Source organism: Streptomyces sp. NPDC002867, from assembly GCF_053591895.1.
Window position 1 is genome coordinate 1 of record NZ_JBSFUR010000015.1, and the last position, 25618, is coordinate 25618.

Consider the following 25618-nt stretch of genomic DNA (forward strand, 5'->3'; position numbering starts at 1 on the left):
TTTTTTTTCTCCGGTGTGCTCTCCCCCTGGGCCCGCGGGGGGGGGGGGCCGCCGCGCGGCGGCCACACCGCCGTCCCGCCCTCAGCCCCGCCAGTCCCGTGTGCGCGGGCGAAGGCCCGACTCGCCCGTCGTCGGGGTCCGGACCGCCAGGATCTGGTTGACTCCGATCCGGTTCCGTTCGAACGACACCGCCGACGCCGCCATGTACAGCCGCCACACCCGCGCCCGGCCCGGGGACGTCAGGCGGGACGCGCGGGGCCAGGACTCCTCCAGGTTGGCGACCCAGGCCCGCAGCGTGCGGGCGTAGTGCTCGCGGATCGCCTCCACGTCGCGGACCTCGAAGCCCGCCTCCTCCAGCGTGGCGACCGTACGGCCGAGTGGGGCCAGTTCGCCGTCGGGGAAGACGTACCGGTCGATGAACTCGTCCACGCGGTACGCCGCTTCGTTCTTCTCCGGGCGGCGCGCGATCTGGTGGTTGAGCAGCCGGCCGCCCGGCTTCAGCAGCGACAGGAGCTGGTCGGCGTACTCGCGGTAGCGGACCCGGCCGACGTGTTCCGCCATGCCGATGGAGGAAATCGCGTCGTACGGACCGTCCCTGACGTCGCGGTAGTCCTGCACGCGGATCTCGATCCGGTCCGTCAGCCCCTCGTCGGCGATCCGCTTGCGGGCGTACGCGGCCTGCTCGCGGGAGAGGGTGATGCCCGTGACCTGCGCGCCGTACTCGCGTGCCGCGTGGATCGCCATCGAGCCCCAGCCGCAGCCGACGTCGAGCAGCCGGTCGCCCTTCGCCAGCCCCAGCTTGCGGCAGACCAGGTCGAGCTTGTCGCGCTGGGCCTCCTCCAGGGTGCCCTCGCCCTCGTCCCAGTAGGCGCACGAGTAGACCATCGACGGGCCGAGCACCAGCCCGTAGAAGTCGTTGCCGACGTCGTAGTGGTGGCTGATGGCCTCCTTGTCGCGCCGTCTGGTGTGCAGCGGGCCGGTGCGGCGCCGCACCTCCTCGGCGGGGGCGGCCGGCGGGGGAAGCGCTCCGCCGAGCTTCAGCAGCCCCCGGGCGGCGGCCCGCAGCCGGGGGTCGCGCAGCGGGTGCACGGCGGGGGCGGCATCCGGATCCCGCTCCCACGCGAGCCCGGACAGCCGGTCGAGCACCTCGTAGAGGTCCCCGTCGACGTCGATCTCTCCGGCGACCCACGCACGCGCGAGGCCGAGCTCGCCCGGCCGCCACAACAGCCGCCGCAGCGCCCGCCGGTGGCGTACGACGACGACCGGCGCGTCCGGAGGACCGGACTCGCTGCCGTCCCAGGCCCGGATGCGCACCGGGAGCGGGGCTCCCAGCACTTCCTCGGCAAGAGTGGTCAGCCGCAGCGCGGCGTCGGCCATGGCGCACACCTCCGTGACGGTGGTTCCGCGGAACGCTCCACTTCCGTCCAACACGATGCCCACCCTGTGTACTTCCCCGCACTACGCCATGCACAGGCAAAATGCCTGCATGGCCCACCGGGTGTACGCCGGGGACGCCGAAGGGGCCGCCCGCACCACGGATGGCGGGCGGCCCCTTCGGGGCGGTGCGGGTGTCGTTACGACGCCTTGGCCTTCTCGGCCTCCGGCTTCGCGGCGACCGGGGCCGGCTTGGCGGCCTCGTAGAACTCCTCGCGCGGGCTCTCCATCGCACCGAGGGAGACGACCTCGCGCTTGAGGAACATCGCGAGCGTCCAGTCGGCGAAGACCCGGATCTTGCGGTTCCAGGTCGGCATGGCCATGCCGTGGTAGCCACGGTGCATGTACCAGGCGAGCCGGCCCTTGAGCTTGATCTTCACCTTGCCCATGACGATCATCGCGACGCCCTTGTGCAGGCCGAGACCGGCGACCGCACCCTTGTTCGCGTGCTCGTACGTCTTCTGCGGGAAGCCGCGCATCCCGGAGATCACGTTGTCGCCGAGGACCTTGGCCTGGCGCAGCGCGTGCTGGGCGTTCGGCGGGCACCAGGCGTTCTCGACGCCGGCCTTGCGGGCGGCCACGTCCGGGACCTGGGCGTTGTCGCCGGCGGCCCAGATGTAGTCGGTGCCGTTGACCTGGAGGGTCTCGTTGCAGTCGACGTGGCCGCGGGGGCCGAGCGGCAGGCCGTAGCGGGCCAGCGCCGGGTTGGGCTTCACGCCGGCCGTCCACACGATGGTGTTGGAGTCGACCTCGAGGCCGTTCTTGAGCACCACATGGCCGTCGATGCAGGAGTCCATGGAGGTGGAGAGGTAGATCTCGACCCCACGGGCCTCCAGGTGCTCCTTGCCGTACTTGCCCAGCTTGGGGCCCACCTCGGGAAGGATCTTGTCGGCGGCGTCGACGAGGATGAAGCGCATGTCCTCGCGCTTGACGTTGGTGTAGTACTTGGCCGCGTCGCGGGCCAGGTCCTCCACCTCGCCGATGGTCTCCGCACCGGCGAAGCCGCCGCCCACGAAGACGAAGGTCAACGCCTTGCGGCGGACCTCCTCGTCGGTCGTCGAGTCGGCCTTGTCGAGCTGCTCGAGGACGTGGTTGCGCAGGCCGATGGCCTCCTCGATGCCCTTCATGCCGATGCCCTGCTCGGCGAGGCCGGGGATCGGGAAGGTACGGGAGATCGCGCCGAGGGCGATGACCAGGTAGTCGAAGGGCAGCTCGTACGCCTCGCCGACCAGGGGGGAGACGGTGGCGACCTTGCGGTCCTGATCGATGGTCGTGACCCGGCCGGTGAGAACCTCTGCCTTGGGCAGCACGCGTCGCAGCGGGACGACGACATGCCGAGGCGAGATGCTGCCGGCGGCAGCTTCGGGGAGGAAGGGCTGGTACGTCATGTACGAGCGCGGGTCGACGACCGTGACGGTCGCCTCGCCGTAGCGCATCTTCTTCAGGATGCGACGTGCCGCGTACAGGCCTACGTACCCACCGCCTACAACGAGGATCCTGGGACGCTCCGTGGTGCTCATGCCATCGAGTATCCACCCCCCTCGGAGGGGGTGCTCGTGAGCCCCTTCACAAGCACTTGGGTGTGCTCTGCTACACTGCGCGGCCCACGTGACCGAGGTCATGGCGTGGTACGGGAACCACGGTGTAACAGAGGACGTTGTCCACCCCTCGTGAGCTGGCCCCTAAGCCTTCTCGACAGGAGAACCACTCCTCCTTCCCCTCTACGGGCAACGCATACCGAATGCCTTGGAATCCGCTGCAGAACACCCAACAGGCGGGTGGAGAGAGGGTTTCGGGGCTTCGGAGCACCCATCGGGACCGAATTCCTTGTGAAGAACTTCACGAACTTTCTCCGCGGGCGCCTCCGGGGGCCCTCCGATCGGTCCACCAGGCCCTGCCCGGAGGCCGGCAGGGCGAGCACCTCGCGCTCGTGCCGCGGGGGTGGAATGCCGAGCCGCCCCGTCGGTCCGCAGGGCCGGCCGGGCGGCTCCCGCGTACCCGTCGGGACGGTTCCGGGCTGTTCGGCGCGCGACGGGACGCGCCTGGTGCCAGGCTGGCAAAGGTGTGCCACGAGCCCTGAGACACAGCCCCGGAGAAAGAGAACTCGACCATGATCACGACCGACTTCGTCCCCGGCTCCCCGTGCTGGATCGACCTGGGCGCCCGCGACGTCCCGGCGGCGGCGGCCTTCTACAACGCCGTCTTCGGCTGGGAGGCCCATCCGTTCGGCGCCGAGCCGAGCGACTACAAGGCCCTCCGCCTGGACGGCAAGGTGGTCGGCGCCATCGGGCCGCTCACCGAGGAAGGCGCCCGCTCGGCCTGGATGGTCTACTTCCACACGCCCGACATCGAGGCCACCGTCAAGGCCGTCGAACAGGCGGGGGGCTCCGTCCGCACCCCGCCGTCCGAGGTCTCGGAGGAGGGCCGGTTCGCGCAGCTCACCGACCCGCAGGGCGCCCGGTTCGCCGTCTGGCAGCCCGGCACCTACCCAGGCATCGAGGTCGCGGACAGCCCGGGCAGCCTGGGCTGGGTCGAGCTGTACACGAACGACTCGTCGGCCGCGCAGGACTTCTACGGCACGGTCTTCGGCTGGACCGGCCAGGACATGGAGCTCCCGGGCGGCGGCGGCACGTACACCATGCTGACCCCGAAGGACCATCCGCCGGAGCGGATGTTCGGCGGCCTCATGGCCGTGCCCGGCATGTTCGAGTCGGGCGACGCGAAGCCGTACTGGCACCCCGTCTTCGGCTCGGCGGACTGCGACGCCACGGTCGCCCGTGTGCGGGAGAACGGCGGGTCGGTCTCGATGGGCCCGGAGGACGCGGAGGGCGTCGGCCGGCTGGCGGTGTGCAACGACCCGGCGGGGGCGGAGTTCGTCGTGCTGACCCCCGCCCCGCCGGCCTGAGACACCTCAGAACCAGCCTTCGGCCGCCTTGTACGCGATGCCGTCGAGGATGTCGTGCTCGCTGACGACGACCTCGCGGGCGCCGATGCGCTGCATGATCGTGAGCAGGACGAGCGCCCCGGCCTGGATGACGTCGACCCGGCCGGGGTGCATCACGCCGATCGCCGCGCGCTCGTCGTGCGTCGAGTTCAGCAGCATCGTCGTGACCTCCTCGACCTTCTCGTAGGAGATCCGCGAGTGGTGGATCCTGGACGAGTCGTACGTGTCGAGGCCGAGCGCGATCCCGGCCACCGTGGTCACGGAACCGGCGAGGCCGACCAGGGTGCGCGCCTCGTCGATCGGGACGGTCTGCGCCGCGAGGTCCAGCGCGGCCTCGATGTCGGCGCGGATCGCCGCGATCTGCTCCGGCGTCGCGGGGCTGCTCGGCGCGTGCCGCTCCGTCATCCGCACGCAGCCGATGTCGACCGACCGGGCGGCAAGAGAACAGGTGTGGCGCGTAGCGCCGCCGTTGAGGGTGGTGGCGGGCGACGGGCGGGAATGCTCCTCGCCGACCACGAACTCGGTCGAACCGCCGCCGATGTCGACGACCAGGTACGGCTTGTCCAGGTCGGTGCGGCCCGCGAGCGAGCGGGTGGCGCCGGTGAAGGAGAACTCGGCCTCCTGGTCGCCGGAGATGACCTCCGGCTCGACGCCGAGGATGTCGAGGACACCGCGGACGAAGTCGTCGCGGTTCTCGGCGTCCCGGGAGGCGGACGTGGCGACGAAGCGTACGGTCTCGGCGCCGAGCTCCTTGATGACGGCGGCGTACTCGCGGCAGGCCGCGAAGGTCCGCTCCAGCGCCTCGGGGGCGAGCCGCCCGGTGCGGTCGACGCCCTGCCCCAGCCGGACGATGATCATCCGCCGGTCGAGGTCGACCAGGCTGCCCGACTCCGGGTCGACGTCGGCCACGAGGAGCCGGATGGAGTTGGTGCCGCAGTCGATGGCGGCGACGCGGGTCACTTGTCGTCCTCCTCCGTGCCGAGGCCGGTCACGCACGGGCCCTTGCGCCACCACTCCGGCAGCATCGCGATCGCCTCGTCCCCCAGCGGGTTCACGCCGGGGCCCGCCGCGAGCGAGTGGCCGACCAGGACGTGCAGGCACTTCACCCGGTCCGGCATGCCGCCCGCGCTGGGGAAGCCCTGGAGCACCTCGATCGCGTCGCGGCGCGCGATGTAGTCCTCGTGCGCGGCGCGGTAGGCGGCGGCCAGCTCGGCATCCGTGGCCAGGCGTGCCTGCATCTCCTTCATGACGCCGTTGGCCTCCAGCGTGCCGATCGCGGACGCGGCCCGCGGGCAGGTCAGGTAGTACAGCGTGGGGAAGGGCGTCCCGTCCGGCAGACGGGGTGCGGTCTCGACGACATCCGGCTGCCCGCAGGGGCAGCGGTGCGCGATGGCGCGCAGTCCGCGCGGCGGCCGGCCGAGCTGCTGCTCGAACGCGGCGATGTCCGCGTCGGTCGGCTCGGTGTGCTCGGTGGTGGGAGGAGGGGTTTCCATGCCTGCCTTGCTGCTGTGTTCGCTACTGGGGGCTACTGGCGGTCGGCGTTGTCCACGCCGTTCCAGACGTTCGAGTACCAGGGCCGGTCCGCCGCGCTCTCGTCCTCGCGGCGCTCCTCGGCGGTCTCGGGGTCGATCACCGTGTAGCCGGTCTCGCCCGGGAGCACGTAGTGCAGGTGCTCACGGGCGAGGCGCCGGATGTACATGTCGTCCTGGAGGCGGGCCTTCTCGTCCCGGAGCTCCTCGACCTGCTCGCGGGCCTCGGCCATCCGGCGTTCCTGCTCGGCGATCTCGGCGCGCTGGGAGACGTACTGGCGCATCGGGTAGGCGAGGGCGACCACCAGGGAGCAGACGACCAGCGCGAGGAACGCGGCCCGGCCGGTGAGCCGGGAGCGGCGGGCCTGGCGACGGCTCTGCGACCGGTAGACGCGGGCGGCGGTCTGCTCGCCGAGCAGCCGCAGTCTCGTCGCGGTGGAGAACCGGTCCGGCTCCGGCCTGCGCGCCATGCTCTCTCGCCTCCCCTTTCACACGCGTACGTCCCCGGACACGGTACGGGACCGGGGCCAGGGACGTACGGAGGCGGGGGTGTCAGCCCGCGGTCAGCCCTTGAAGCGCGGGAAGGCGCTGCGGCCGGCGTACACCGCGGCGTCGTCGAGGATCTCCTCGATGCGCAGCAGCTGGTTGTACTTGGCGACGCGCTCGGAGCGGGCCGGGGCGCCGGTCTTGATCTGGCCGCAGTTGGTGGCGACGGCCAGGTCGGCGATGGTGACGTCCTCGGTCTCGCCGGAGCGGTGGGACATCATGCACTTGAAGCCGTTGCGCTGGGCGAGCTCGACGGCGTCCAGGGTCTCGGTCAGCGAACCGATCTGGTTGACCTTGACGAGCAGGGCGTTGGCGGTGCCCTCCTCGATGCCGCGGGCCAGACGCTCCGGGTTGGTGACGAACAGGTCGTCGCCGACGAGCTGGACCTTGGAGCCGAGCTTGTCGGTGATGACCTTCCAGCCGGCCCAGTCGTCCTCGAACAGCGGGTCCTCGATGGAGACCAGCGGGTAGGAGGCGACGAGCTCCTCGTAGTACTCGGTCATCTCGGCGGCCGAGCGGGCCTTGCCCTCGAACTGGTACGCGCCGTCCTTGTAGAACTCGGACGCGGCGACGTCCAGCGCGAGCGCGATGTCCTTGCCCGGGGCGTAGCCGGCCTCCTTGATGGCCTCGAGGATGAGGTCGAGGGCGGCGCGGTTGGAGTCGAGGTTCGGCGCGAAGCCGCCCTCGTCGCCGAGGCCGGTGGACAGGCCCTTGGTCTTCAGCACCTTCTTGAGGGTGTGGTAGACCTCGGTGCCCCAGCGCAGGGCCTCGGAGAAGGACTCCGCACCGATCGGCGCGATCATGAACTCCTGGATGTCCACGTTGGAGTCGGCGTGCGAGCCGCCGTTCAGGATGTTCATCATCGGAACGGGCAGCAGGTGCGCGTTCGGGCCGCCCAGGTAGCGGAAGAGCGGCAGGTCGGACGCCTCGGAGGCGGCGTGCGCGACGGCGAGGGAGACACCGAGGATGGCGTTGGCGCCGAGCGACGCCTTGTTGTCGGTGGCGTCCAGGTCGAACATCGCCTGGTCGATCAGGCGCTGCTCGGTGGCGTCGTAGCCGACGAGCTCCGGACCGATCTGCTCGATGACGGCGAGGACGGCCTTCTCGACACCCTTGCCCTGGTAACGGTTCTGGTCACCGTCGCGGAGCTCAATGGCCTCGAACGCACCGGTGGAGGCGCCGGACGGAACAGCAGCACGACCCGTGCTGCCGTCGTCGAGGCCAACCTCGACCTCGACCGTGGGGTTGCCTCGGGAGTCCAGGATTTCCCGGGCTACGACGACGTCGATGGACGGCACGAGCATCTCCTTCTGGGATGTGACGCGAGAAATGTGCAGAGGTCTGCTTGGCCTTGCGGCAAGAGCCTAACCGCCTCGGGGGCAAAGGCCGGCCGATGCCCGCCCCGTGGGACGAAAAAGGGCATGAACGCTGGGCTTGCCGGACAAAACCCCCGCAAGCTACCCGTAAGTAAGGCTCTTCGGGGCCCTTCACGACCGAACCCCGGCCCGGCGCTTACGGGGGAAGCAGCGCCGGACCGGGGTGCTCGGAATCCGTCCGCGGGCCCGCGGACGGCGGGCGGTCAGCTCAGGTGGAGCTGCTGGCCCGGGTAGATGACATCGGCGTTCTCGATGACGTCCTTGTTGAGGTCGAAGAGCTTCTTCCAGCCGCCCTTGACCTTCTCGGCCTCCGCGATCTTGCCCAGGGTGTCCCCGGCCTTGACCTTGTACTCGCCGTCGCCCTTCTTGAACGACGTGGCCGCGGCCTTCTTCGGCGCGGGGGCCTCGGCACGCTCGGAGCGGGTGGTCGGGGCCTCGGCGCGCTTCTCGGCCGGCTCGGCGGAGCCGCCGTTGTAGGGGGCGCTGGAGAGGCCCACGCCGCAGTTCGGCCAGGCGCCCTTGCCCTGGCCGGCGAGGACCTTCTCGGCTATCGCGATCTGCTGGGACTTGGAGGCCTGGTCGGCGGACGGGGCGTACGACGTGCCGCCGTAGGCCGCCCAGGTGGAGGCGGAGAACTGCAGGCCGCCGTAGTAACCGTTGCCGGTGTTGATGGACCAGTTGCCACCGGACTCGCACTGGGCGACGGCGTCCCACTCGGAGGCGGTGGCGGCGGAGGCCGAGGTGGCGCCGAGCATCGGGGCCGCGACGGCGGCACCGGCGACGCCGGCGAGCGTTGCGAGACGAACAGTCTTCGACGAGCGGCGGTGCTTGGCCTTGCCGGAACGCAGCATGGAGCTTCTCCTCACCGACGCCTGCGAGGTGAGCTGTCGGGTTCGGGCCGGAAGAGTTGCCCGGCCGCGCGTCGATGCGCGCGGCTCCACCCCCAGCCGTTCTCGGCCGTCGTGATCGACGGCCGGGACCGGCACTTACCTTGGGTCCCCCGCTCCTGCCTTCGGCGCACTGAGCGACGACTGTTCCCCCCGACCGACGGCAGGATTCGGCGTGACGGTCGACGGTGCCCGCGGTGGCGAGCGGTTCCGACCGTAAACACACCGCTCCCCGATGTCCAAAGTCGAACATCGGGGAGAAATCGCCCGAACCGCCCTCCACTTGGGAGGCGTTTGCGCAGGTCGGGCACGGCTTGGGCGAATTTGCTGGGCGATATCGGCCAGTTGCGGCAAAGAGACCCTTGTCTCACTTGCACAGAACGGACATATGCCAGCGAATCGCCGCTTGAACTACTCGCCGTTCAGGCCGAGATCGAGGCTCTGACCGGGGAGGATGAGATCGGGGTCGGCGCCCACGGTCTTCTCGTTCGCCTCATAGAGGGCACCCCACCCCCCGGGCACCTCGCGCTCGTCGGCGATGGCCCACAGAGTGTCGCCCGGCCGGACGGTGTACGTACCGTCGGACGCGCCCTCTGTCACCCCGTCACGTGCCGATGCGTCACCTCGTGAGGCATGACGACCGCTTTCGCGCTCCTTGTCCTCGATGCCCGTTTCGGCATCGTCGGGGGCGGGCTCGCCCCGGTGCCTGCCCGCGCCGGTCGCGGGGTCGGACGCCTCGGCGCCGTCCGTGCCGGCGGACGGGGCCGGGGACGCCTGCGCGTCGCCGTCCTCGGGCGTGGGCCTTGTGGAGGCGTCCGGCGCGGGGGTCTCCCGCGAACCGTCCGGCGCGTCCACGGCCGGGTCGCCGGCGCCTGCGTCACCGGAGTCGGCCGGTGCATCCGCGTCGGCGCCCGTGTCGGACCTCGTGTCGGCTCCGGCCTCCGGGCTCGCGTCCGGCAGAGGCAGGAGGTCCCCGGGGTCGACACCGGTCGAGGCGTCGTCGTTGGTCAGCCCCGCGATCGGGGCGCATGCCTGCCAGGCGTCGGGCCCCTGCGCGTCCAGCACCTTCTCCGCGACCGCGATCTGCTGCGAACGGCTCGCCAGGTCGGCGCTCGGCGCGTACGCCGTGCCGCCGAACTCCTCCCACGTCTGCTGCGACATCTGCAGCCCGCCGTAGAAGCCGTTGCCGAGGTCCGCGCTCCACATGCCGCTGCTCTCGCATTCGGCGACGCGGTCCCAGGTGGCCGCGTCGGCAGCGGAGGCGGAGCCCGCGCCGAGCAGGGGGATCGCGATGGCGGATCCGGTCACCCCCGCCGCGACGACGATGGCCGGAGCCTGACGGGGGCGGCGGTGACGTCCGTTCCCGGAGCGCATGCGGTTGCCTTTCGCGTGACTACTGGGGACTGTGCGGCCTGCTGATGCCTGCCGAGTCGACGGTGAACGTAGCCGCATTCGAACGTGAGTCACAAGTCGATGCAGCGCAGATCACGTAAAAGTCACAGACTTGACGCTGCGTCAGCTTCTGGTGGCGGTGAACTCAACGGGCAGAGTGCGCAATCCGCGCATGATGAGTCCCCCACGCCACCGCAAATCGGCCGGATCGCCCGCAAGTCGCAAGTCAGGCGTCCTCGTGAGCAGGGTCGCGATCGCCGTCTGCCCTTCAAGCCGGGCGAGCGGGGCGCCGAGGCAGTAATGGATGCCGTGCCCGTATCCCAGGTGCTGGTTGTCGCGCCGGGACAGGTCGAGCGTGTCGGGCTCGGTGAACCGCTCCGGGTCGCGGTCGGCGGCGGCGAGCACGACGAGCACGGGGTCGCCGGCGGCGATCCGCTGTCCGCCGATGTCCAGCGCCTCGGTGGCGAACCGCCAGGTCGCGAGCTCGACGGGACCGTCGTAGCGCAGGAGTTCCTCCACGCCGGTCTCCAGCAGGGCACTCTCGCCGGCCGCGAGCGAGCTCTGCAGCCGCTCGCGCTGCACGGGATTGCGCAGCAGGGCGTACACGCCGTTGCCGATGAGGTTGACCGTCGTCTCGAAGCCCGCGAAGAGAAGGATGAACGCCATCGCGGCGGCCTCGTTCTCCGTCAGGTGCTCGCCGTGGTCCGACGCCTTGATGAGCCCCGAGATGAGGTCGTCCCCCGGGTCGTTCCGCTTGCGGTGGATCAGCTCGGCCAGGTATCCCCGCATCTTCTTCACGGAGCGGGCGACACCGCCGCGCGGACCTCCGCCGTGACGGATCATCATCCCGGCCCAGTCACGGAAGTCGTCCTGGTCCTCACGGGGAACGCCCAGCATGTCGCAAATGGCGTAAATGGGCAGCGGGAAGGCGAACTCGTGGATGAGGTCGGCGCTCCCCTTTGTAGCGAAGTTGTCGATCAACCGGTCCGTCAGTTCCTGCACGCGCGGCGCGAACTCCGCCACGCGCCGCGGCGTGAACGCCTTCGACACCAGGCGGCGCAGCCGTGTGTGATCCGGCGGGTCGATGTTGAGCAGATGCGTCATCAGCTCGGCCTTGCGCTCGCCCGGGATACCCGTCCTGCCCTTGGCGTGCGCGGGCTCGTCGTGATGCGCCGGGTTCTTGGACAGCCGCTGGTCCGCGAGCGCCTGCTTCGCGTCCGCGTACCGGGTCACCAGCCATGCCTCCACCCCGGAGGGCAGCGCGGTGCGATGCACGGGCGCGTGCTCGCGCAGCCAGGCGTAGGCGGGGTACGGGTCGGTGGCGAACTCCCAGGTGAAGAGTTCGGGCGCGGTGTTGGGGTCGTTCACACCCCGACGGTATCCGGGCCGCCGTGCCCCTCCGCCGCGCGGATCGCGTCGCGGTAGGCACGGGCCGCCGCGCGCAGGGCCGCCTCCGGGTCGACGCCGTCCGCCTCGGCGCGTACGGCGAGGGCGAGCAGCTCGTAACCGATGCCCTCGCCGGCCGGGGGCGGCGCGTCCAGGCCGGCCGTACGGACCCGGGAGGCGAGCTTGGCCGCGAGGGCGAGGCCGGGCTGCCCGAGCGGCACGCCGTCGGTCACCGATGTGCGCTGCTTCTCGATCGCCTTGGTGCGCAGCCAGTGCTCCTTGACCTCCTCCGGCGTCTCGGCGGTCTCGTCCCCGAAGACGTGCGGATGCCGGTGGATCAGCTTCTCGACGATGGTGCCCGCGACGTCGTCGATCGAGAACGGCGCCTCGGCATCCTCCTCCGCGATGCGCGCGTGGAAGACGACCTGGAGCAGTACGTCACCGAGCTCCTCCCGCAGTTCGTCGCGGTCACCGTCCTCGATGGCCTCGACGAGCTCGTACGCCTCCTCGATGCCGTACTTGGCGAGGCCCTTGTGCGTCTGCTGCGAGGACCAGGGGCAGGCGCGGCGGATGCGGTCCATGACCTCGACGAGGTCGAGCAGCCGCGCGCCGGGCAGGTCGTACGAGCCGGGCAGCAGCTCCAGGTCCGGCATCCGGACCTGGCCGGAACCGCCGAGGCGGGCCAGTCCGTCGGTCAGCGCCCGGTCGCCTTCGCCGGAGGCGAGGACGACGACGGTGCGCCCTCCCCCAGAGCCTTCGGCCGGGGAGGTACCCCCCGCACAGGCGTCGACGAGCTCCCGGGCGCTCGGCGCGGCCTGCTCGACGGCGACGCCCGCCTCGCGCAGGTACGGCAGCTGCGGGTGGGCGGCGTCGGCGCAGAGCACCTGGTCGGCGGCGTGCAGCGTCTGCCACGCCGGCCAGGACAGCAGCCCGGGCGCCACGCGGTGGCTGGCGGTCAGCAGGACGATACGGCCGGCGTCGACAGGTTCGGTCACCCCTCGAACCTACCTCGGCTCAGGCTCCTGCCTCGACGGCCTCCGCCTCCTTGGAGACCTGGGTGATCCAGGGCGCCTTGTAGGCGCCGAGCTCCAGCTTGGTGTCGTCCCAGGCGCCGTAGCGCGGGTTCACATCGATCTTCAGCGACTTGGCGGCGGCGGTGAACACCTCGTTCATCCGCTCCTGGCCCTCGGGGCCGTTCGTCACGCCGAGCGCGGTGGCCAGCTTGTTCACGAGGACGTCCCGGCGCACGACCTCGTCGAGCTGGCCGGGGGCGACTCCGCGCTGCTGCAGATACATGGCGGCCAGCTGTTCCTGCCCGCCGGACTGCTCCGTGAGCGCGGCCCGCGCGTCCTGGATCTCCTTGCGGGTGACCTTCACCCCGGCGTCGGCGGCGGCCTTCTCCACGATCCTGTCCACGATCAGGTCGTAGAGCTTGGCCCGCCCGAGCTGCCCGGTGTCCTTGATCAGCTGGGCGGCCTGCGGTGACGCCTGCTGCGCGTCGCGCACGTCCTTGACCTCGGCCTGGACGGTGGACACCTCGATCCGCTGCCCGCCGACGACGGCGGCGGCCCCGGGGTGTGCCTCGTTGCCGCAGGCGGCGAGGAGGGGCGCGGCGGCGATGATCGCGGAGACGACGAGCGCGGTGCGACGACGGCGGTGCAAAGGGGCCTCCCGGCGTGATTGTGCTTCGGTGCACAAGGCCTTGCGATGATCGATGGTAGGCAGTCGGAGTGGTGTGGGCCACTGATTCGCCAAACGATTCGCCAGGCGGTGGGGATGCGCGGGGAGACCGGGGGGCCTACGTGCGGACCCGCTCCGGCTCCGGAGCGGGTTCACGGCGGCTGTCCGGGCGGAGCATGATCGTGCGGGAGACCACGAACGTGACGGGGATCGCCGCCGCCGCCGCGATCAGCGGGGCGTACCGGCTGCCGAAGTGGAGCACGTCCACCAGCAGGTACACCCCGCTCGTCGTCACCACGAAGTTCGCCGCGTTGGTCAGCGGGAAGAGCAGGAACTTCCGCCACGTCGGCCGCGTGCGGTACGTGAAGTACGAGGTCAGGAAGAACGAGCCGACCATGCTCAGCAGGAAGGCGACGACATGCGCCGCCACGTACGGGAGCCAGGTCAGCAGCACCAGGTACAGGCCGTAGTACGTCCCGGTGTTCACCACTCCCACCAGGGCGAACCTGACGATCTGGCCCCGTACCGTCATTTCCCTACCAGTTCCCCCGCGCGCCTGTTCCGCTCGTCGTCCCGTCGGGGAAGGCCGGCGTTGGTCGCCTTCACCAGGAAGTGCGGACGCCGCTTCACCTCGTAGTAGATGCGGCCGACGTACTCGCCGACCACCCCCAGCATCAGCATCTGCACGCCGGCGAGCGCGATGACCGCCACAAGCAGGGTGACATACCCGGGGGTGTCCACGCCGTTCACCAGGGCGACACCGACGATCCACGCCGCGTACGCCATGGCGACCGCGAGGAGCAGCATTCCCAGATAGATCGCGGCGCGCAGCGGTTTGTTGTTGAAGGAGAGCAGTCCGTCCAGGCCGTAGTTGAGCAGTTTCCCGAAGCTCCATTTGGAGCGGCCCTGCTCGCGCACCGCATTCTCGTACTCGAAAGTCGTCGTACGGAATCCGACCCAGGCGAAAATCCCCTTGGAGAACCGGTTGTACTCGGTCAGCTCCAGAATGGCGTCGACCGTCCGCCGCGACAGCAGCCGGAAATCGCCCACGCCGTCCACGAGCTCGACGTCGACCAGCCGGTTGATCAGCCAGTAGTAGGCGCGGGCGGTGACGGTGCGGGTGACCCGGTCGCCCTTGCGGGTGCGCTTGGCGATGACCTGGTCGAAGCCCTCCTCGTGCAGCTGCAGCATGCGCCGGACCAGCTCCGGCGGGTGCTGCAGGTCGGCGTCCATGATGACGACCGCGTCGCCCTCGGCATGCTGGAGACCGGCGAGCATCGCCGCCTCCTTGCCGAAGTTGCGACTGAAGGAGACATAACGCGTACGGGAGTCGGCCTCGGCGATCTCCTGGAGGAGATCGAGCGTTCTGTCCTGGCTTCCGTCGTCCACGTAGACCAGCTCGAATTCCTGCCCGAGCAGGCCCAGTTCGGCGGTCACATGGTCATGGAAGCGGCCGATGATCTCCTCTTCGTTGAAACACGGGACAACTATCGAGATCAGCACGAGAGAACAACAACCCGCCCGAATGTCGCCACCCCGTGTTCCACGTGACATACAGGCGACCATTGGGTGAACTGACCTGTGTGCAGCATGTTTTCACGATCGGCGCTGGCATATTCGATTCATCATGTGGACTCTGCCCTCCGCGCGCGGCCGTGCCGCTGCCCTCGCCGCGCTGATCACCGTCGGGACGGTGAGCGCCGGCGACGCCGTCGCCCGCACCTTCCCCTTCGGACCGCGCACCCGCAGCGTGAACGACCTCGGCAATCAGTTCGTCCCGTTCCACGCCCACCTGTGGGACCTGCTCCACGGACGCGCCGACGGCGGTGTGCTGCTCAACTGGCAGTCGGGCTACGGCACCAGCGCGCTGCCCGACCTCGGCACATATCTGACGAGCCCCTTCTCCCTGCTCGTCGGCCTCTTCCCGCGGGACGGGATCGACCTGGCCGTCTACGTCGTGACGCTCGTCAAGACGGCCGCCGCAGCCGCTGCCATGACCTGGCTGCTCACCGCCCTGCACAAGGGCCACGGGCGCCGGTGGATGGCGGGCGTGCTCGGCGCCTCGTACGCCCTGTGCGGCTGGTCGGTCGTGGAGGCGTCGTACAACCCCATGTGGCTGGACGGTCTGATCGCCTTCCCGCTGCTGTGCCTGGTCGGCGAGTGGGCGCGCAAGGGCAGGAGGCCGCTGCTCGGCCCGGTGATCGTCGCGCTCGCGTGGATCGCCAACTTCTACACCGCGTACATGGCCACGATCGGCGCCGCGCTGGTGCTCCTCGCCCGGCTGCTGCTGGAGGACACGCAGGCGCGGGAGAGGATACGGGTCCTGCTGCGCGCCGCGTGGACGGTGCTGCTGGGGATCGGCCTGTCCGCCCCGGTCCTCGTCCCCGTGTTCCTCGGCTCGAAGCACGCCTACCCGGGGTGGACGAAGGAGTTCGCGCCGGCCGGCTGGACGGACGTGTTCGCCCGGACACTGCCGGCGACGTACAGTTTCTTCACCCCCGCCGTCTTCGTCGGCGGCGGGGCGCTGCTGCTGGCCGGCGGCCTCGCGTTCAACCGGTCCGTGCCGAGGCGCGAGAGACGGTTGTGGACAGCGCTCATCGCGGCGGTCGCCGTCTCGCTCCAATGGGGCCCGACGCACCTGGTGTGGCACGCCTTCGCCACCCCGAACGGCAGCCCCTACCGGCAGACCTTCGTCCTCGCGGGCATCGTCGTCATCGCCGCCTGGACCTGTCTGTCGCGCGGCTGGCCGGGACGGCGGACCCTCCTCGGGGGCGGCGCCGTCGTGGCCGTGATCGCGCTCGGCGCAAGCACCAGCGAACTGGTCACCGGTCCGGCGTACCTGCTGTTCGCGGCGGGGCTGGCCGCCGTGCTCGGCGGTCTGCTGCTCGCCGCGCGGGGCCGGGCCGTGGCGGTGGCCGCGGTCCTGCTCACCGGGGCGCTCGCCGGCCAGGCCGCGGCGACGACCGCGTACGCCGACCGCGAGCGCCCGGCCAGGCTCGACGACTACCCGCCGTGGGGCGCGTCGCACAGCGAGCGGGCGGCGGCCGTCGCCGCCGCCGACGGCTGGCCCGGCTACCGCACGGACCCCGGGCGCACACAGCTCACCGGCAACGACCCGATCCTGCTGGGCGGCCAGGGGGCCTCGTACTACAGCAGTCACACGCCCGACGTCCTGACGCGCACGCTGGCGGCGCTCGGCGGCGGCTGGACGTCCAACGGCCGCAGTCTGCAGTCCCTGGACAATCCGGTCACGGACGCCGTCTTCTCGGTCGGGGCCCGGCTGCGGACCGCCCCCGGACAGAAGCCCCAGGTGATCCGGCAGGAGACCGCCCCGCTCGTGACGGTGCGGCCGGCCGGCGCCGAACCGCGCTACGGCGCCTCGCCCTTGCGCAACCAGGAGCTGCTGCTGGGCGCGAAGGTCTACGAATCCCCGGTCGCGGGCGCCTGTCGCGTCGGCACCGACGTGTTCCTGTGGGCGCCCGACCACACGGGGACGGCACGCGTCGGCGACGGCCCCGCGGTGGAGCTGCGCGGCGGACAGCCCAAGCGGCGGGCGGCGCTCACCCCGCTCGGCACGGTCTCCGAGCCGGGCGCCCGCGTCGTCTACGGCGGCGAGGCGCCGCGTGACGCGAGCATCGGCTGCCTGGACCGCGACCGGCTGAAGGCTGCGGTCGCCGCTCTCACGAGGACCGGCGCGGTGCGGGTGGACGTCACGGACAGCGGCGTCACGGCCGAGCTGCCGCCGGGCACGAAGGGCACAGCCGTGCTCGCCGCGCCGCGGATCGTGGGCTGGAGCTGCGAGGGACGCCCGGCGGACTCGTACCTCGGACTGGTCGCCGTGCCGCTGGACGGCACGACCTCGACCGTCACCTGCTCGTTCCGGCCTCCGGGCCTGGTGGCGGGGTCGGCAGCGGGTGCGGGTGCGCTGGTCGCGCTGGCCGTCACCGTCCTGCTCGTCAGGCGGCGAGCGGGCGCGGGAGCCGGCCACCGCGAGGCGTGAGCGCCGGCCGGCGGTGGTCCCGCGCGGGGCGTCACCTCCGCTCGACCTGGAACCGGAAGGTCCTTCACGGCCGTGACATCAAGACTTCACCTGCGCAGCATCAGCCCTTGGTGGGGTCGGGGGCCGTTCACGCGTACGTTCCCGGACATGCCCTTTGTGCCCAACCGTTTGACGAAGCGAGTCCTGCGCCCCGCCCTCACGCTGGTCGAACCGCGCGTGAGATGGGGCGTGGAGCGTGTGACCAGAACCCTGCGGGCCGACGTGGACTCCCTGCGCAGAGAGGTCGGGGAGATGCGCACCCGGCAGTACGCGCTGGGTCTGCTCCTCGACAGCACAGGCAGGGGGACGCACCGGATGCCGACGCCCGGCGCGATCGACACCCTGGTGCGCCAGATAGAGCAGGTGAGCGGTGGCAGCGAACACGCACGCCGCAGCGTCGTCGTCGCCTACCGCACGGTGGTCGCCCAGGAGGCGCTCGGCGTGGGCAGGCTCGCGGGCTCCACGTCCAACGTGTGCGGAAAGCTCGCCACGGTCCCCCTGCTGTCCCCGCCCAACGGGAACATCCTCGAAATCGGCACGCTTTACGGGCAGTTCGCCTCCGCCCTGATGCGGATGCTGCACCGGGCCGGCACCCGGCCCGACCTGACGATCGTCGACCCGCTGGCCGGCTCCCAGCTCCAGCCGGGCACCACCCACCACGCGGACCCGACAGGCACGCCCGTCCAGGAGGACGTCGTGCGGGCCAACCTGGCGCTGGCAGGCAGCCCGCAGGCGTACGCGTCGAGGATCGAGCGGGGCTTCTCGTCCGACCCCGACGTGCGCGAGGCCGTCTCCGACCGGGAGTACGGAGTGATCATCGTGGACGGCGACCACTCCGAGGACGGGGTGCGGGCCGACCTGGAGTGGGTCGAGGAGATCGCCGCTCCCGGCGGGATCGTGGTGCTCGACGACTACGGCGACAAGAAGTGGCCCGGCGTGCAGGACGCCCTGGACAAGCACCTGGCGGCCGGCACGTCCCGGCTGCGGATGCTGGGCAGGGTCTCGACGTCGGCCTATCTGCGGGCGAGCTGACACCACGCGCCCACGGGCGGCCCCGCTGCCGGTGACGGCGGCGGGGCCGCCTTCCGTCTCAGCCCGTGCGGAACTGCTGCTGCCGCTCCAGTGCGCGCCGCAGCTCCGCCGGGAGCTGGTGGTACGGACCGTACGCGCGCTCCGCGTCGAGCAGGAGCGACTGGAACTGGTGCCGGGCCGCCGTGTGGTCGCCGACCGCCAGCAGCAGGTGGCCGATGCGGTGGCGGACCTGGAGCGCGCGGTCGCCGTCGGCGCTCTCGTAGTACGGCAGGACCGCGCGGTACTCGGTGAGCGCGGCGGCCGGTTCGCCGAGCTGCTCCAGGCACTGGGCCGCGTCGAAGCGGTACTGCAGGGTCTGCGGGTCGGACGGGCCCGCCTCCGCCGTGCGGTCGTCGGCGAGGCGGCGCAGCTCGGGCAGCGCGCGGCGGTACTGGCCGTCGTCCATCAGCGTCGCCGCGTACTGCTTGCGCAGGATCCTCACCACGGGCGAGTGCTCGCCGTGCTCGGCGGCGGCGGCCGGGAGGATGCCGCCGAGGATGTCCACCGCCTGGGTGATGCTGCCCTCGCCGAGCAGGCGCTTGACCTCGTCGACGGCCGCGGCCACGTCCGGCCGGGGCGCGGGCGCCACCGGCGGTGCGGCCGGGGACGGGATGCTCACCCGGTCCGGCCAGGGCGCGTGCGGGCGCAGGAAGGGGCGGGTGGGGTCCAGCGGCCCGGCCGGCGCGCCGCGCGCGGGCAGCAGGGGCGCCAGCGCCTCGTACACCTCCTGGGCGCCGGACGGCCGGTGCTGCGGGTCCTTGGACAGCAGGCGCAGGACCAGTGCCTCGAGCGGCTCCGGGACCTCGGGGCGGACCTGGCGGACCGGCAGCGGCGGCTCGTACAGATGGCGGTGCAGGACGCCGAGGGCGGTCGATCCCGCGAACGGCACGTTCCCGATGAGCAGTTCGTGCAGGAGCACCCCGAGGGCGTACAGATCGGTGTACGGGCCGACCGCGCCGCCCATCGCCTGCTCGGGAGCCATGTAGGCGGGGCTGCCGATCGGCGAACCGGTGTGGGTGAGACGGGTGGTGTCCGTGTCGATGACGGAGGCGACACCGAGGTCGAGCACGGTGACCGTGCCGTCCGGCTTCACCATCACGTTGCGGGGCTTGAGGTCGCGGTGGACGATCGGCACGGCGTGCACCGCGCCGAGCACCGCGCACAGCTGGGCGGCGACGGAGACGGCCCACTCCCAGGGGTAGGGGTCGTGCTCGGCGAGATGGTCCGCGAGGTCCGCGCCCTCCACGTACTGCATGACGAGGTACAGGTCGTCGCCGTCGCTGCCCGCGTCGTGGACGGTGACGAGACCGGGGTGGGAGACCTGGGCCGTGACCCGGCACTCCCGCACGAAGCGGCGGCGCATGTCGTCGGCGGCGGTGGCGGCGGCCATGTGGTCGGGCCGTAGCAGCTTGACGGCCACGCGGCGGTCGAGGCGGGTGTCGTACGCCGTCCAGACCTGACCCATGCCGCCCTGCCCGATGAGCGCGGACAGCTCGTAACGGCCCGCGATCACACGGCCGTTCATCTGTCCTCCTCCTTGCGGAGCAGGTCGCTGAGCTCGTCGAGCTCGGCGCGGACCTGATCGATGCGGCCGGACCGCGGCGGCTCGGAGGCGGGCGTCGCGGGCCGCGGGGCTGCCTGGGGCTGCGGGACGGGCGCCGGGTGCGGGGCGGGCGGGGGCTGGGGCGCGGCTTGCGGCTGCGGCGCGGGCTGGGGCCGCGCGTGGAGCGGCGGCGTTGTGCAGGGGGAGCCGTGAGTGGGGGCGGTGGCCGACGGGGGCGGATAGCCGTACCCGAAGTGCGGCTGCGGGGGCGGGCCGTAGTACGCCTGCGGCCGGGTCGCGAAGTGCTTGGTCTCGGCGAACAGGTAGTACGTGACCACCAGGACCCCGATGGCGAGCAGCACGGCGATGGCCACGTTCGACCGGGGCAGCTCGAGGTCAGCGGTCGGGTCCGACATCACCATGCCGAAGCAGACCGCCACCGCGAGCACGGTCGCTGCGAACAGGGCCCAGTCCCGCGGGCGGCGGGTGACCACCGCGAGCCGCAGCATGGTGGCCCACGACAGCAGCCCACAGCTGATCATCGGCATCAGCGCGAAGAGCACGCGCAGCACGATCACCGAGGCGGAGACCTCCCGCGGGGGCTGCGGCGGCGCATAGCCGGGGCCGTGCATGAATGCTCCTGGGTGGCTGGAAACGCACTGGTCGGTGTCGAGCGTATACACCGACACCGACAACGGCCCCGGGGTTGTACGGAACCGTTGTCGAACCCGTCACTCCGGCCGCACGGTGCCGTCCGTCAGCCCGTCGTACAGGCCCTGGACCAGCTGTTCGCCCAGCCTGTTCGCGAGCCGCAGCGCGTCCTCGAACTCGGCCAGCGCCCGGAAGCGGGCCCCGTAGCGCTGCTGGTCGGCGAGCGGGAGGCGCGGCAGTTGGAGGCGGCGCACGTCGAGGCGGGTCGCGGTCGACGCGTAGCTGCTGGCCTGGCGCTGGTTGGCGCTGCCGCGCAGGAAGCCCGCGAGGAACCAGGGGTCGAGCGCGGCCGGGTCCGGGCGCAGCAGCTGGAGGTTGCGGCCGAGGGCCGCGCCCGCCGCGGCGTCGTCGGCCACGCGCACGACCGTGCCGCCGCCGAGCACGGGGACGACGACGTCGCCCGCCTCGACCAGCACGGGCTCCTCCTCGGGGCCGTCGGGCAGGGTCCCGGAGGGGGGCCTGCCCGCCAGGACGTCCTGTTCGGTGAGGACCGCCACGGGGGCGCCGGCCGGAGCGGCGCCCGGTCCTCCGGCACGCAGGACGAGAGCGCCCGCGCGGGCGAGCTCGCCCACGGTGGTGGACGGCCAGTGCGCGGGGGCGGCCGGGGGCTGCTCGACGGGCGGGGGCGTGAGCTCGCCGGTGCGCCGCAGGGTCTCCGTCAGCCGGTCGCGCACGGCGCCCAGTTCGGCGGTGCCGCCGCCCGCGGCCGGGGGCGGCAGGTGACGGGCGGGGGCCAGGTCCACGTCGTCGTCGAGGAGTTCGATGACGGGGACGGGCCTGCTCACGCCCGGGTTCTCCGTGGTGGAGCCGTTCCGTTCGAACGGCAGCCACGCCTCCAGCACCGTGTCCTGGACGGCGGGCCAGTCGAGCCTGTCGCGGCCCGCCGCCGTCGCCTGGTCGGTGGCCGCGGCGTCGACGAGGAGCAGGTCGGGCGAGGGCCGGTCGGTGGCGCCGGGCCTGCGCAGCACCCACAGGTGGAGCGGGATGCCGTACGGGGGCGCCGCCCCGGCGGGCAGGGCGATGACGGCGCGCAGGGCGCCGCGGCGCAGCAGCCCGGCGCGGATACGGCGGCCGGAGCGGCGGGAAGCGGCGGCCGGGGGCATCAGAAGGACCGCGGTGCCGCCGGGGCGGAGGCGGGCGAGCGCGTGCTGGACCCAGGCCAGCTCCGATTCCGTACGCGCGGGGAAGCCGTACTCCCAGCGGGGGTCGTAGGCGAGTTCGTCGTGGCCCCAGTTGCGCTCGTTGAACGGCGGGTGGCACAGCACGGCGTCCGCGCCGAGATCCCCGAACGCGTCCGCGCGCAGGGCGTCCCCGGCCGCCGCCCGTACGTCGGCGTCGGTGTTCAGGGCGAGCCGCAGGGCCGTGAGGGCGGCCAGGTCGGGGTCCGCCTCCTGGGCGTAGAGCGCGGCGGGCCGCTCGACGGCGCGCAGCAGCGCGCCGGTGCCGGATGCCGGGTCGAGGACGCGGCGGGCAGGGCCGGCGAGAGCGGCCATGAGCGCGGCGGGGCCGGGCGGGGTGAGCGTGTACTGCCGGGGATTCGCGTCGAGGTGACGGCCGAGCAGGAACTCGAACGCCTGGCGGGCCCCGCTCTCCGCGGCGAGCTCCGCGACGCCGCGCAGCATCGGCGCGGAGGGGACGAGCTCCTCGGCGAGCGGTGTCCTCACGGCGCGCGGGGCGCCGAACCGCAGGCTCAGCACCTCCTCCAGCGCGCCGGGCAGCACCTCGGCGAGGCGGTCGTCGGAGACCGCGGAGAGCTCCAGCCAGCCTGCCGGCCTGTCGCGTACGAGAAGGAGCGCGCAGCCGGCGTGCACCAGGGCGGTGACGGCGCCGGAGGGGTGGCCCGCCAGTTGCTGCCAGATCCGTTCGCGCAGCGGGACCTCGGCCAGTTTCCCCTGGTCGCGCAGCCACTGCTCGACATCGGCGAGGGCGAAGGAGGGGCTGGTCTCGGTGCCGCCGACGGGCTTCGGGAAGTCGGCGTGCCGGCGCCGCCAGTTGCTCACGGCGGCACGGCCCACTCCCGCGAGCCGGGCGATCCCGGCGGCGGTCACCTCTGCTGCGTTGTCCGGCACCCGGATGGCTCCCCTCGACCTGTTCCGGCGGCGCACCCGCGGCTGTCGCGCGCCCCGGCGGGGCGGGTCTGCCCAGCGGGTGGTCCGGCGAGCGGCCGCGCGGGCGGTTCCGATGCTGTGGCGGCGATCCTACCCGCCTTCACAGTCGACCTCGCTTCACACACGATCCCGACGTGAACAGAGAGTGCTTGTTGACTCGGTTCACAGGCTCTGCTCTTATTGACCCATCGGAACACGGATCCGACTCCACGGGTCCGGCCACAACTCTCCGGGGGGTACACCCATGTCGCAGTCCGCTCAGCAGCCCGAGGCGCCGCACGGCGCCTGGACCTACGGCGCTCCCGGCGCGCCCCTCCCGGTGCGCAACGGGCTCGGCACGGCCGCCCTGGTGCTCGGCATCATCGGCGCCGTCACCGGATTCGTCCCGCTGCTCTTCTGGCTCGGTGGCCTCCTCGGCCTGCTCGCCCTGGTCCTCGGCCTGCTGGGCCGGGGCCGCGCCAAGCGCGGGGAGGCCACCAACAAGGGCGCCGCGACGGCCGGAGCGATCCTGGGCCTGATCGCGATGATCGTGGGCGTGGTGATCGGGGTCGCCACGGTGAAGGCCGTGGACGACGCGGTCGACGACCTGAACCGGACCACCGAGAACACCGCTCCGAAGGACCCGTCCACGAAGGACAAGGACGGGAAGAACGCGAAGGCCGAGGTGCTCGCCGCCGGCGACAGCATCGTCTACGACGACGACCTGACGGTCACCGTCTCCGCGCCCAAGCCGTTCACCCCCGGCGAGAACGCCGTCGGCCACACCAAGGGCAACAAGGCCCACCAGGTCACGATCACCATCGAGAACGCCGGCAAGAAGAAGTTCGACTCGACCCTCGTCACGGTCACGGCCCGCGCGGGCAAGGAGGGTGTGAGCGCCGAGCAGATCTTCGACGACAAGGCCGGCCAGGGCTTCGACAGCACGATCCTGCCCGGCAGGAAGGCCACGGTGACCTACGCCTTCGACACCCCGGCCGACGCGAAGAACCTCACGGTCGAGGTCGTCCCCGACGTCTGGTACGACGCCTCGCAGTGGGACCTGGCGCTCTGAGCCGGTCCCCGGTCCCTGCTCCCGCCACTGCGCGGGACGGGGCGGCCCCGGGCAGCCGGCTTTCCTGACCGGCGCCCGCCGCGCACCCCGGCCGCCGGGCGCCCCCCGACGCCCCGCCGGACCCCAGCACCCCCATTCCACCCCTGCCTCGGAGAACCTCCATGCCTGCCACCGCTCCCCGCCGGTTCACGCACCTCGTCCGTGCCGCGCTCTGCGCCGGCGTCGCGCTCGCCGCGACGGCCTGCGGCCCCTTCTCCGGCGCGTCCGACGAGGCGGACGGGCCCTTCCCCGGGATGTCCGGACCGGAGATCGCCGACAAGGCCGCCGAGGCGACCGCGAAGGCGACGTCGCTGACCGTCGACTTCGCCGGCGACACGACCGACGGAAACATCAGGGCGTACATGGCGATCGACTCCCAAGGCGACTGCAAGGGGACGCTCACCATGGGCGGCACCGGGACCGCCGAGCTGGTGCGCGCCGGCGACACGGCCTACATGCGCTTCGACGAGGCGTTCCTGCGCAGCCAGAACGAGGGCGGCACGGCCGAGCAGAACGCGGAGGTCCTGAAGACGCTCAAGGGCCGCTGGCTGAAGGAGGAAGCGTCCTCGCCCGAGGCGAAGGAGCAGCTGCAGTTCTGTGAACTCGACACGTTCCTGGGCGACTTCCGTGAGGGCTTCTCCCTGATGCGGCGCGGCGAGACCACCACGCTGCAGGGGAAGCAGGTGGTCGTCCTCACCGAGAAGGACGGAGACGCGAGCTACAAGTTCTACGTCGCCGCCGAGGGCGAGCCGTACGTGCTGAAGGTGGAGCAGAAGGGCGGCGAGGAGCCGGCCACGATGACGTTCACGGACTTCAACAAGCCCCTGGGGCCGATCAAGCCGGCCGCCAAGGACGTCATCGACCTGCACAAGACACAGCCGGAGCAGTAAGCGCGCCGAGCGTGAACGACCGGGGAGGCCGGGGAGGGGGCGGCCTCCCCGGCCGCCGTGTACCACCCCCCGGCGGTCCGGGCCGGCTCCGGGGACGGGCGTCGTCACCGGCAACGCGGGGCCCGGGCGCGCGGGGGCGGAGAAGGGCACCGGCCCGCGGGGGCGGGCGAGCGGGGCACGAGCACCGCCGCGCGGGTGTCACAGGCCGTGGCGCACCCAGACGTTCGGCTCCACGTACACCGCGTAGCCGCGCTCGGCCTCGACGCGCACCGGGACCAGCGCACCCGGGACCTCGACCTCGCCGGTGGTGTCGAAGGGCAGTCCCGTCCACTTCCGCCACTCCGCGGTCGAACCGGACACCGTCATCGACGCGTGCGCCACCTTCTCGACCACACCGCCCGCGCGGACGTGGACGCGCAGCCAGGGGTCGTGCGGAAGGTCGTCCGACGGGCGGGTGCGGAAGGCGTACTCGTCGATGGACGCGGCCGGTTCGGCGCTCTTCGCGCTCGGCCGCACCGGCGCGATCAGCTCGGCGAAGCCGAGCCGGCGCACGTGGTCCCGCAGCGCGGCCAGCATCTGCCCGGATATGCCCTGCCCCTGCCGGTCGGTGGCCACCGTGATCTCGATCGCGCTGACGACGTCCGGCTTACGGCCGTGCCGCAGATCGGAGAACGCCCAGAGCATGACCTGGTCCCAGCCCCGCTCGGGCAACTCGCGCCGTCCGTCGGCGTCCAGGGCCAGCGGCACGCTGAACGCCCGTGCCACGACCCGGCCTTCGGGGTCGGTCGCGACCAGCACGTAGTGCGGCAGCTCCGCGACGATCCGCCCGATGTTGGCCCAGCCCACCGGGTCATGGGTGACGAACTCGTCCCAGGTGTCGAGCATCTGCCACATGGGGCCCTGGAGTTCGGGGCGTTCGGCGAGGGTCGTGATCACGAGATTCATGCCCGCAGGCTAACGACCGCCGTGACCCCGCCCCACCGGTTTGTTCG

22 protein-coding genes and 1 riboswitch are annotated in these 25618 nt (G+C 71.9%); of the genes, 5 read left to right on the forward strand and 17 right to left on the reverse strand.

Annotated elements, in window-relative coordinates; translation table 11 throughout:
- Positions 1-81: 81 nt before the first annotated feature.
- Positions 82-1377, reverse strand: coding sequence for a class I SAM-dependent methyltransferase (locus tag ACWD0A_RS16685; protein ID WP_451298672.1), 1296 nt, complete (start codon positions 1375-1377; stop codon positions 82-84).
- Between the two features lie 197 nt (positions 1378-1574).
- Positions 1575-2954: an NAD(P)/FAD-dependent oxidoreductase gene (locus ACWD0A_RS16690; RefSeq protein ID WP_451298674.1), complete on the reverse strand. Its 1380-nt coding sequence runs from the start codon at positions 2952-2954 to the stop codon at positions 1575-1577.
- Between the two features lie 590 nt (positions 2955-3544).
- Between ACWD0A_RS16690 and ACWD0A_RS16695 the strand changes: the two genes are divergently transcribed.
- Positions 3545-4339, forward strand: coding sequence for a VOC family protein (locus ACWD0A_RS16695; protein ID WP_451298676.1), 795 nt, complete (start codon positions 3545-3547; stop codon positions 4337-4339).
- A gap of 6 nt (positions 4340-4345) precedes the next feature.
- On the opposite strand, the gene ACWD0A_RS16700 is transcribed toward ACWD0A_RS16695, so the two are convergent.
- The 11 genes from ACWD0A_RS16700 to ACWD0A_RS16750 all read right to left on the reverse strand — a co-directional run bounded on the left by ACWD0A_RS16700 (position 4346) and on the right by ACWD0A_RS16750 (position 14677).
- Positions 4346-5338 carry a Ppx/GppA phosphatase family protein gene (locus tag ACWD0A_RS16700; RefSeq protein ID WP_451298678.1) on the reverse strand — a complete coding sequence of 331 codons (993 nt, stop codon included), beginning with the start codon at positions 5336-5338 and terminating at the stop codon, positions 4346-4348.
- Complete coding sequence (locus tag ACWD0A_RS16705; protein ID WP_451298680.1) at positions 5335-5871, reverse strand: DUF501 domain-containing protein; 537 nt, start codon at positions 5869-5871, stop codon at positions 5335-5337. Before ACWD0A_RS16705 ends, ACWD0A_RS16700 begins: the two co-directional genes overlap by 4 nt.
- A gap of 32 nt (positions 5872-5903) precedes the next feature.
- The gene (locus ACWD0A_RS16710) at positions 5904-6377 is read right to left on the reverse strand and encodes an FtsB family cell division protein (RefSeq protein ID WP_177152366.1); all 474 of its coding nucleotides are present in this window, start codon (positions 6375-6377) and stop codon (positions 5904-5906) included.
- Between the two features lie 93 nt (positions 6378-6470).
- The gene (gene eno / locus ACWD0A_RS16715; protein ID WP_451298682.1) at positions 6471-7757 is read right to left on the reverse strand and encodes a phosphopyruvate hydratase; all 1287 of its coding nucleotides are present in this window, start codon (positions 7755-7757) and stop codon (positions 6471-6473) included.
- Positions 7758-8032: 275 nt separating this feature from the next.
- Positions 8033-8680, reverse strand: coding sequence for a transglycosylase family protein (locus ACWD0A_RS16720; RefSeq protein WP_451298684.1), 648 nt, complete (start codon positions 8678-8680; stop codon positions 8033-8035).
- 3 nt (positions 8681-8683) lie between these two features.
- Positions 8684-8857, reverse strand: a riboswitch (cyclic di-AMP (ydaO/yuaA leader).
- Positions 8858-9127: 270 nt separating this feature from the next.
- Entirely contained in the window at positions 9128-10090 is a 963-nt protein-coding gene (locus tag ACWD0A_RS16725) for a transglycosylase family protein (protein ID WP_451298686.1), read from the reverse strand.
- A 141-nt stretch (positions 10091-10231) separates the two neighbouring features.
- Entirely contained in the window at positions 10232-11476 is a 1245-nt protein-coding gene (locus ACWD0A_RS16730; protein ID WP_451298688.1) for a cytochrome P450 family protein, read from the reverse strand.
- Entirely contained in the window at positions 11473-12489 is a 1017-nt protein-coding gene (locus ACWD0A_RS16735; protein ID WP_451298690.1) for a nucleoside triphosphate pyrophosphohydrolase, read from the reverse strand. Before ACWD0A_RS16735 ends, ACWD0A_RS16730 begins: the two co-directional genes overlap by 4 nt.
- A 19-nt stretch (positions 12490-12508) precedes the next feature.
- Entirely contained in the window at positions 12509-13156 is a 648-nt protein-coding gene (locus ACWD0A_RS16740) for a SurA N-terminal domain-containing protein (RefSeq protein ID WP_451298692.1), read from the reverse strand.
- A 136-nt stretch (positions 13157-13292) separates the two neighbouring features.
- Positions 13293-13706, reverse strand: a complete 414-nt coding sequence (locus ACWD0A_RS16745; protein ID WP_451298694.1) for a GtrA family protein — start codon at positions 13704-13706, stop codon at positions 13293-13295.
- Entirely contained in the window at positions 13703-14677 is a 975-nt protein-coding gene (locus tag ACWD0A_RS16750) for a glycosyltransferase family 2 protein (RefSeq protein WP_451298696.1), read from the reverse strand. Before ACWD0A_RS16750 ends, ACWD0A_RS16745 begins: the two co-directional genes overlap by 4 nt.
- Positions 14678-14801: 124 nt before the next feature.
- Between ACWD0A_RS16750 and ACWD0A_RS16755 the strand changes: the two genes are divergently transcribed.
- Both ACWD0A_RS16755 and ACWD0A_RS16760 read left to right on the forward strand, forming a co-directional pair.
- Positions 14802-17174, forward strand: a complete 2373-nt coding sequence (locus ACWD0A_RS16755; RefSeq protein ID WP_451298698.1) for a YfhO family protein — start codon at positions 14802-14804, stop codon at positions 17172-17174.
- Between the two features lie 147 nt (positions 17175-17321).
- Positions 17322-18245, forward strand: a complete 924-nt coding sequence (locus ACWD0A_RS16760; RefSeq protein ID WP_307715098.1) for a class I SAM-dependent methyltransferase — start codon at positions 17322-17324, stop codon at positions 18243-18245.
- A 58-nt stretch (positions 18246-18303) separates the two neighbouring features.
- On the opposite strand, the gene ACWD0A_RS16765 is transcribed toward ACWD0A_RS16760, so the two are convergent.
- The 3 genes from ACWD0A_RS16765 to ACWD0A_RS16775 form a co-directional block, all read right to left on the reverse strand.
- Positions 18304-19809, reverse strand: coding sequence for a protein kinase domain-containing protein (locus tag ACWD0A_RS16765; RefSeq protein ID WP_451298700.1), 1506 nt, complete (start codon positions 19807-19809; stop codon positions 18304-18306).
- Positions 19806-20459, reverse strand: coding sequence for a hypothetical protein (locus ACWD0A_RS16770; RefSeq protein WP_451298702.1), 654 nt, complete (start codon positions 20457-20459; stop codon positions 19806-19808). The genes ACWD0A_RS16765 and ACWD0A_RS16770 overlap by 4 nt, the downstream gene beginning before the upstream one ends.
- Positions 20460-20558: 99 nt before the next feature.
- Positions 20559-22607 (reverse strand): N-6 DNA methylase, encoded by a 2049-nt coding sequence (locus ACWD0A_RS16775; protein WP_451298704.1) that lies wholly within the window; start codon positions 22605-22607, stop codon positions 20559-20561.
- Positions 22608-22890: 283 nt separating this feature from the next.
- On the opposite strand from ACWD0A_RS16775, the gene ACWD0A_RS16780 reads away from it, so the two are divergent.
- Positions 22891-23697: a DUF4352 domain-containing protein gene (locus ACWD0A_RS16780; protein WP_451298706.1), complete on the forward strand. Its 807-nt coding sequence runs from the start codon at positions 22891-22893 to the stop codon at positions 23695-23697.
- A 161-nt stretch (positions 23698-23858) separates the two neighbouring features.
- Positions 23859-24626 (forward strand): hypothetical protein, encoded by a 768-nt coding sequence (locus tag ACWD0A_RS16785; RefSeq protein ID WP_451298708.1) that lies wholly within the window; start codon positions 23859-23861, stop codon positions 24624-24626.
- 198 nt (positions 24627-24824) lie between these two features.
- Here the strand turns inward: ACWD0A_RS16785 and ACWD0A_RS16790 are convergent, their stop codons facing one another.
- Complete coding sequence (locus tag ACWD0A_RS16790; protein ID WP_451298710.1) at positions 24825-25571, reverse strand: N-acetyltransferase; 747 nt, start codon at positions 25569-25571, stop codon at positions 24825-24827.
- Between the last annotated feature and the right edge of the window lie 47 nt (positions 25572-25618).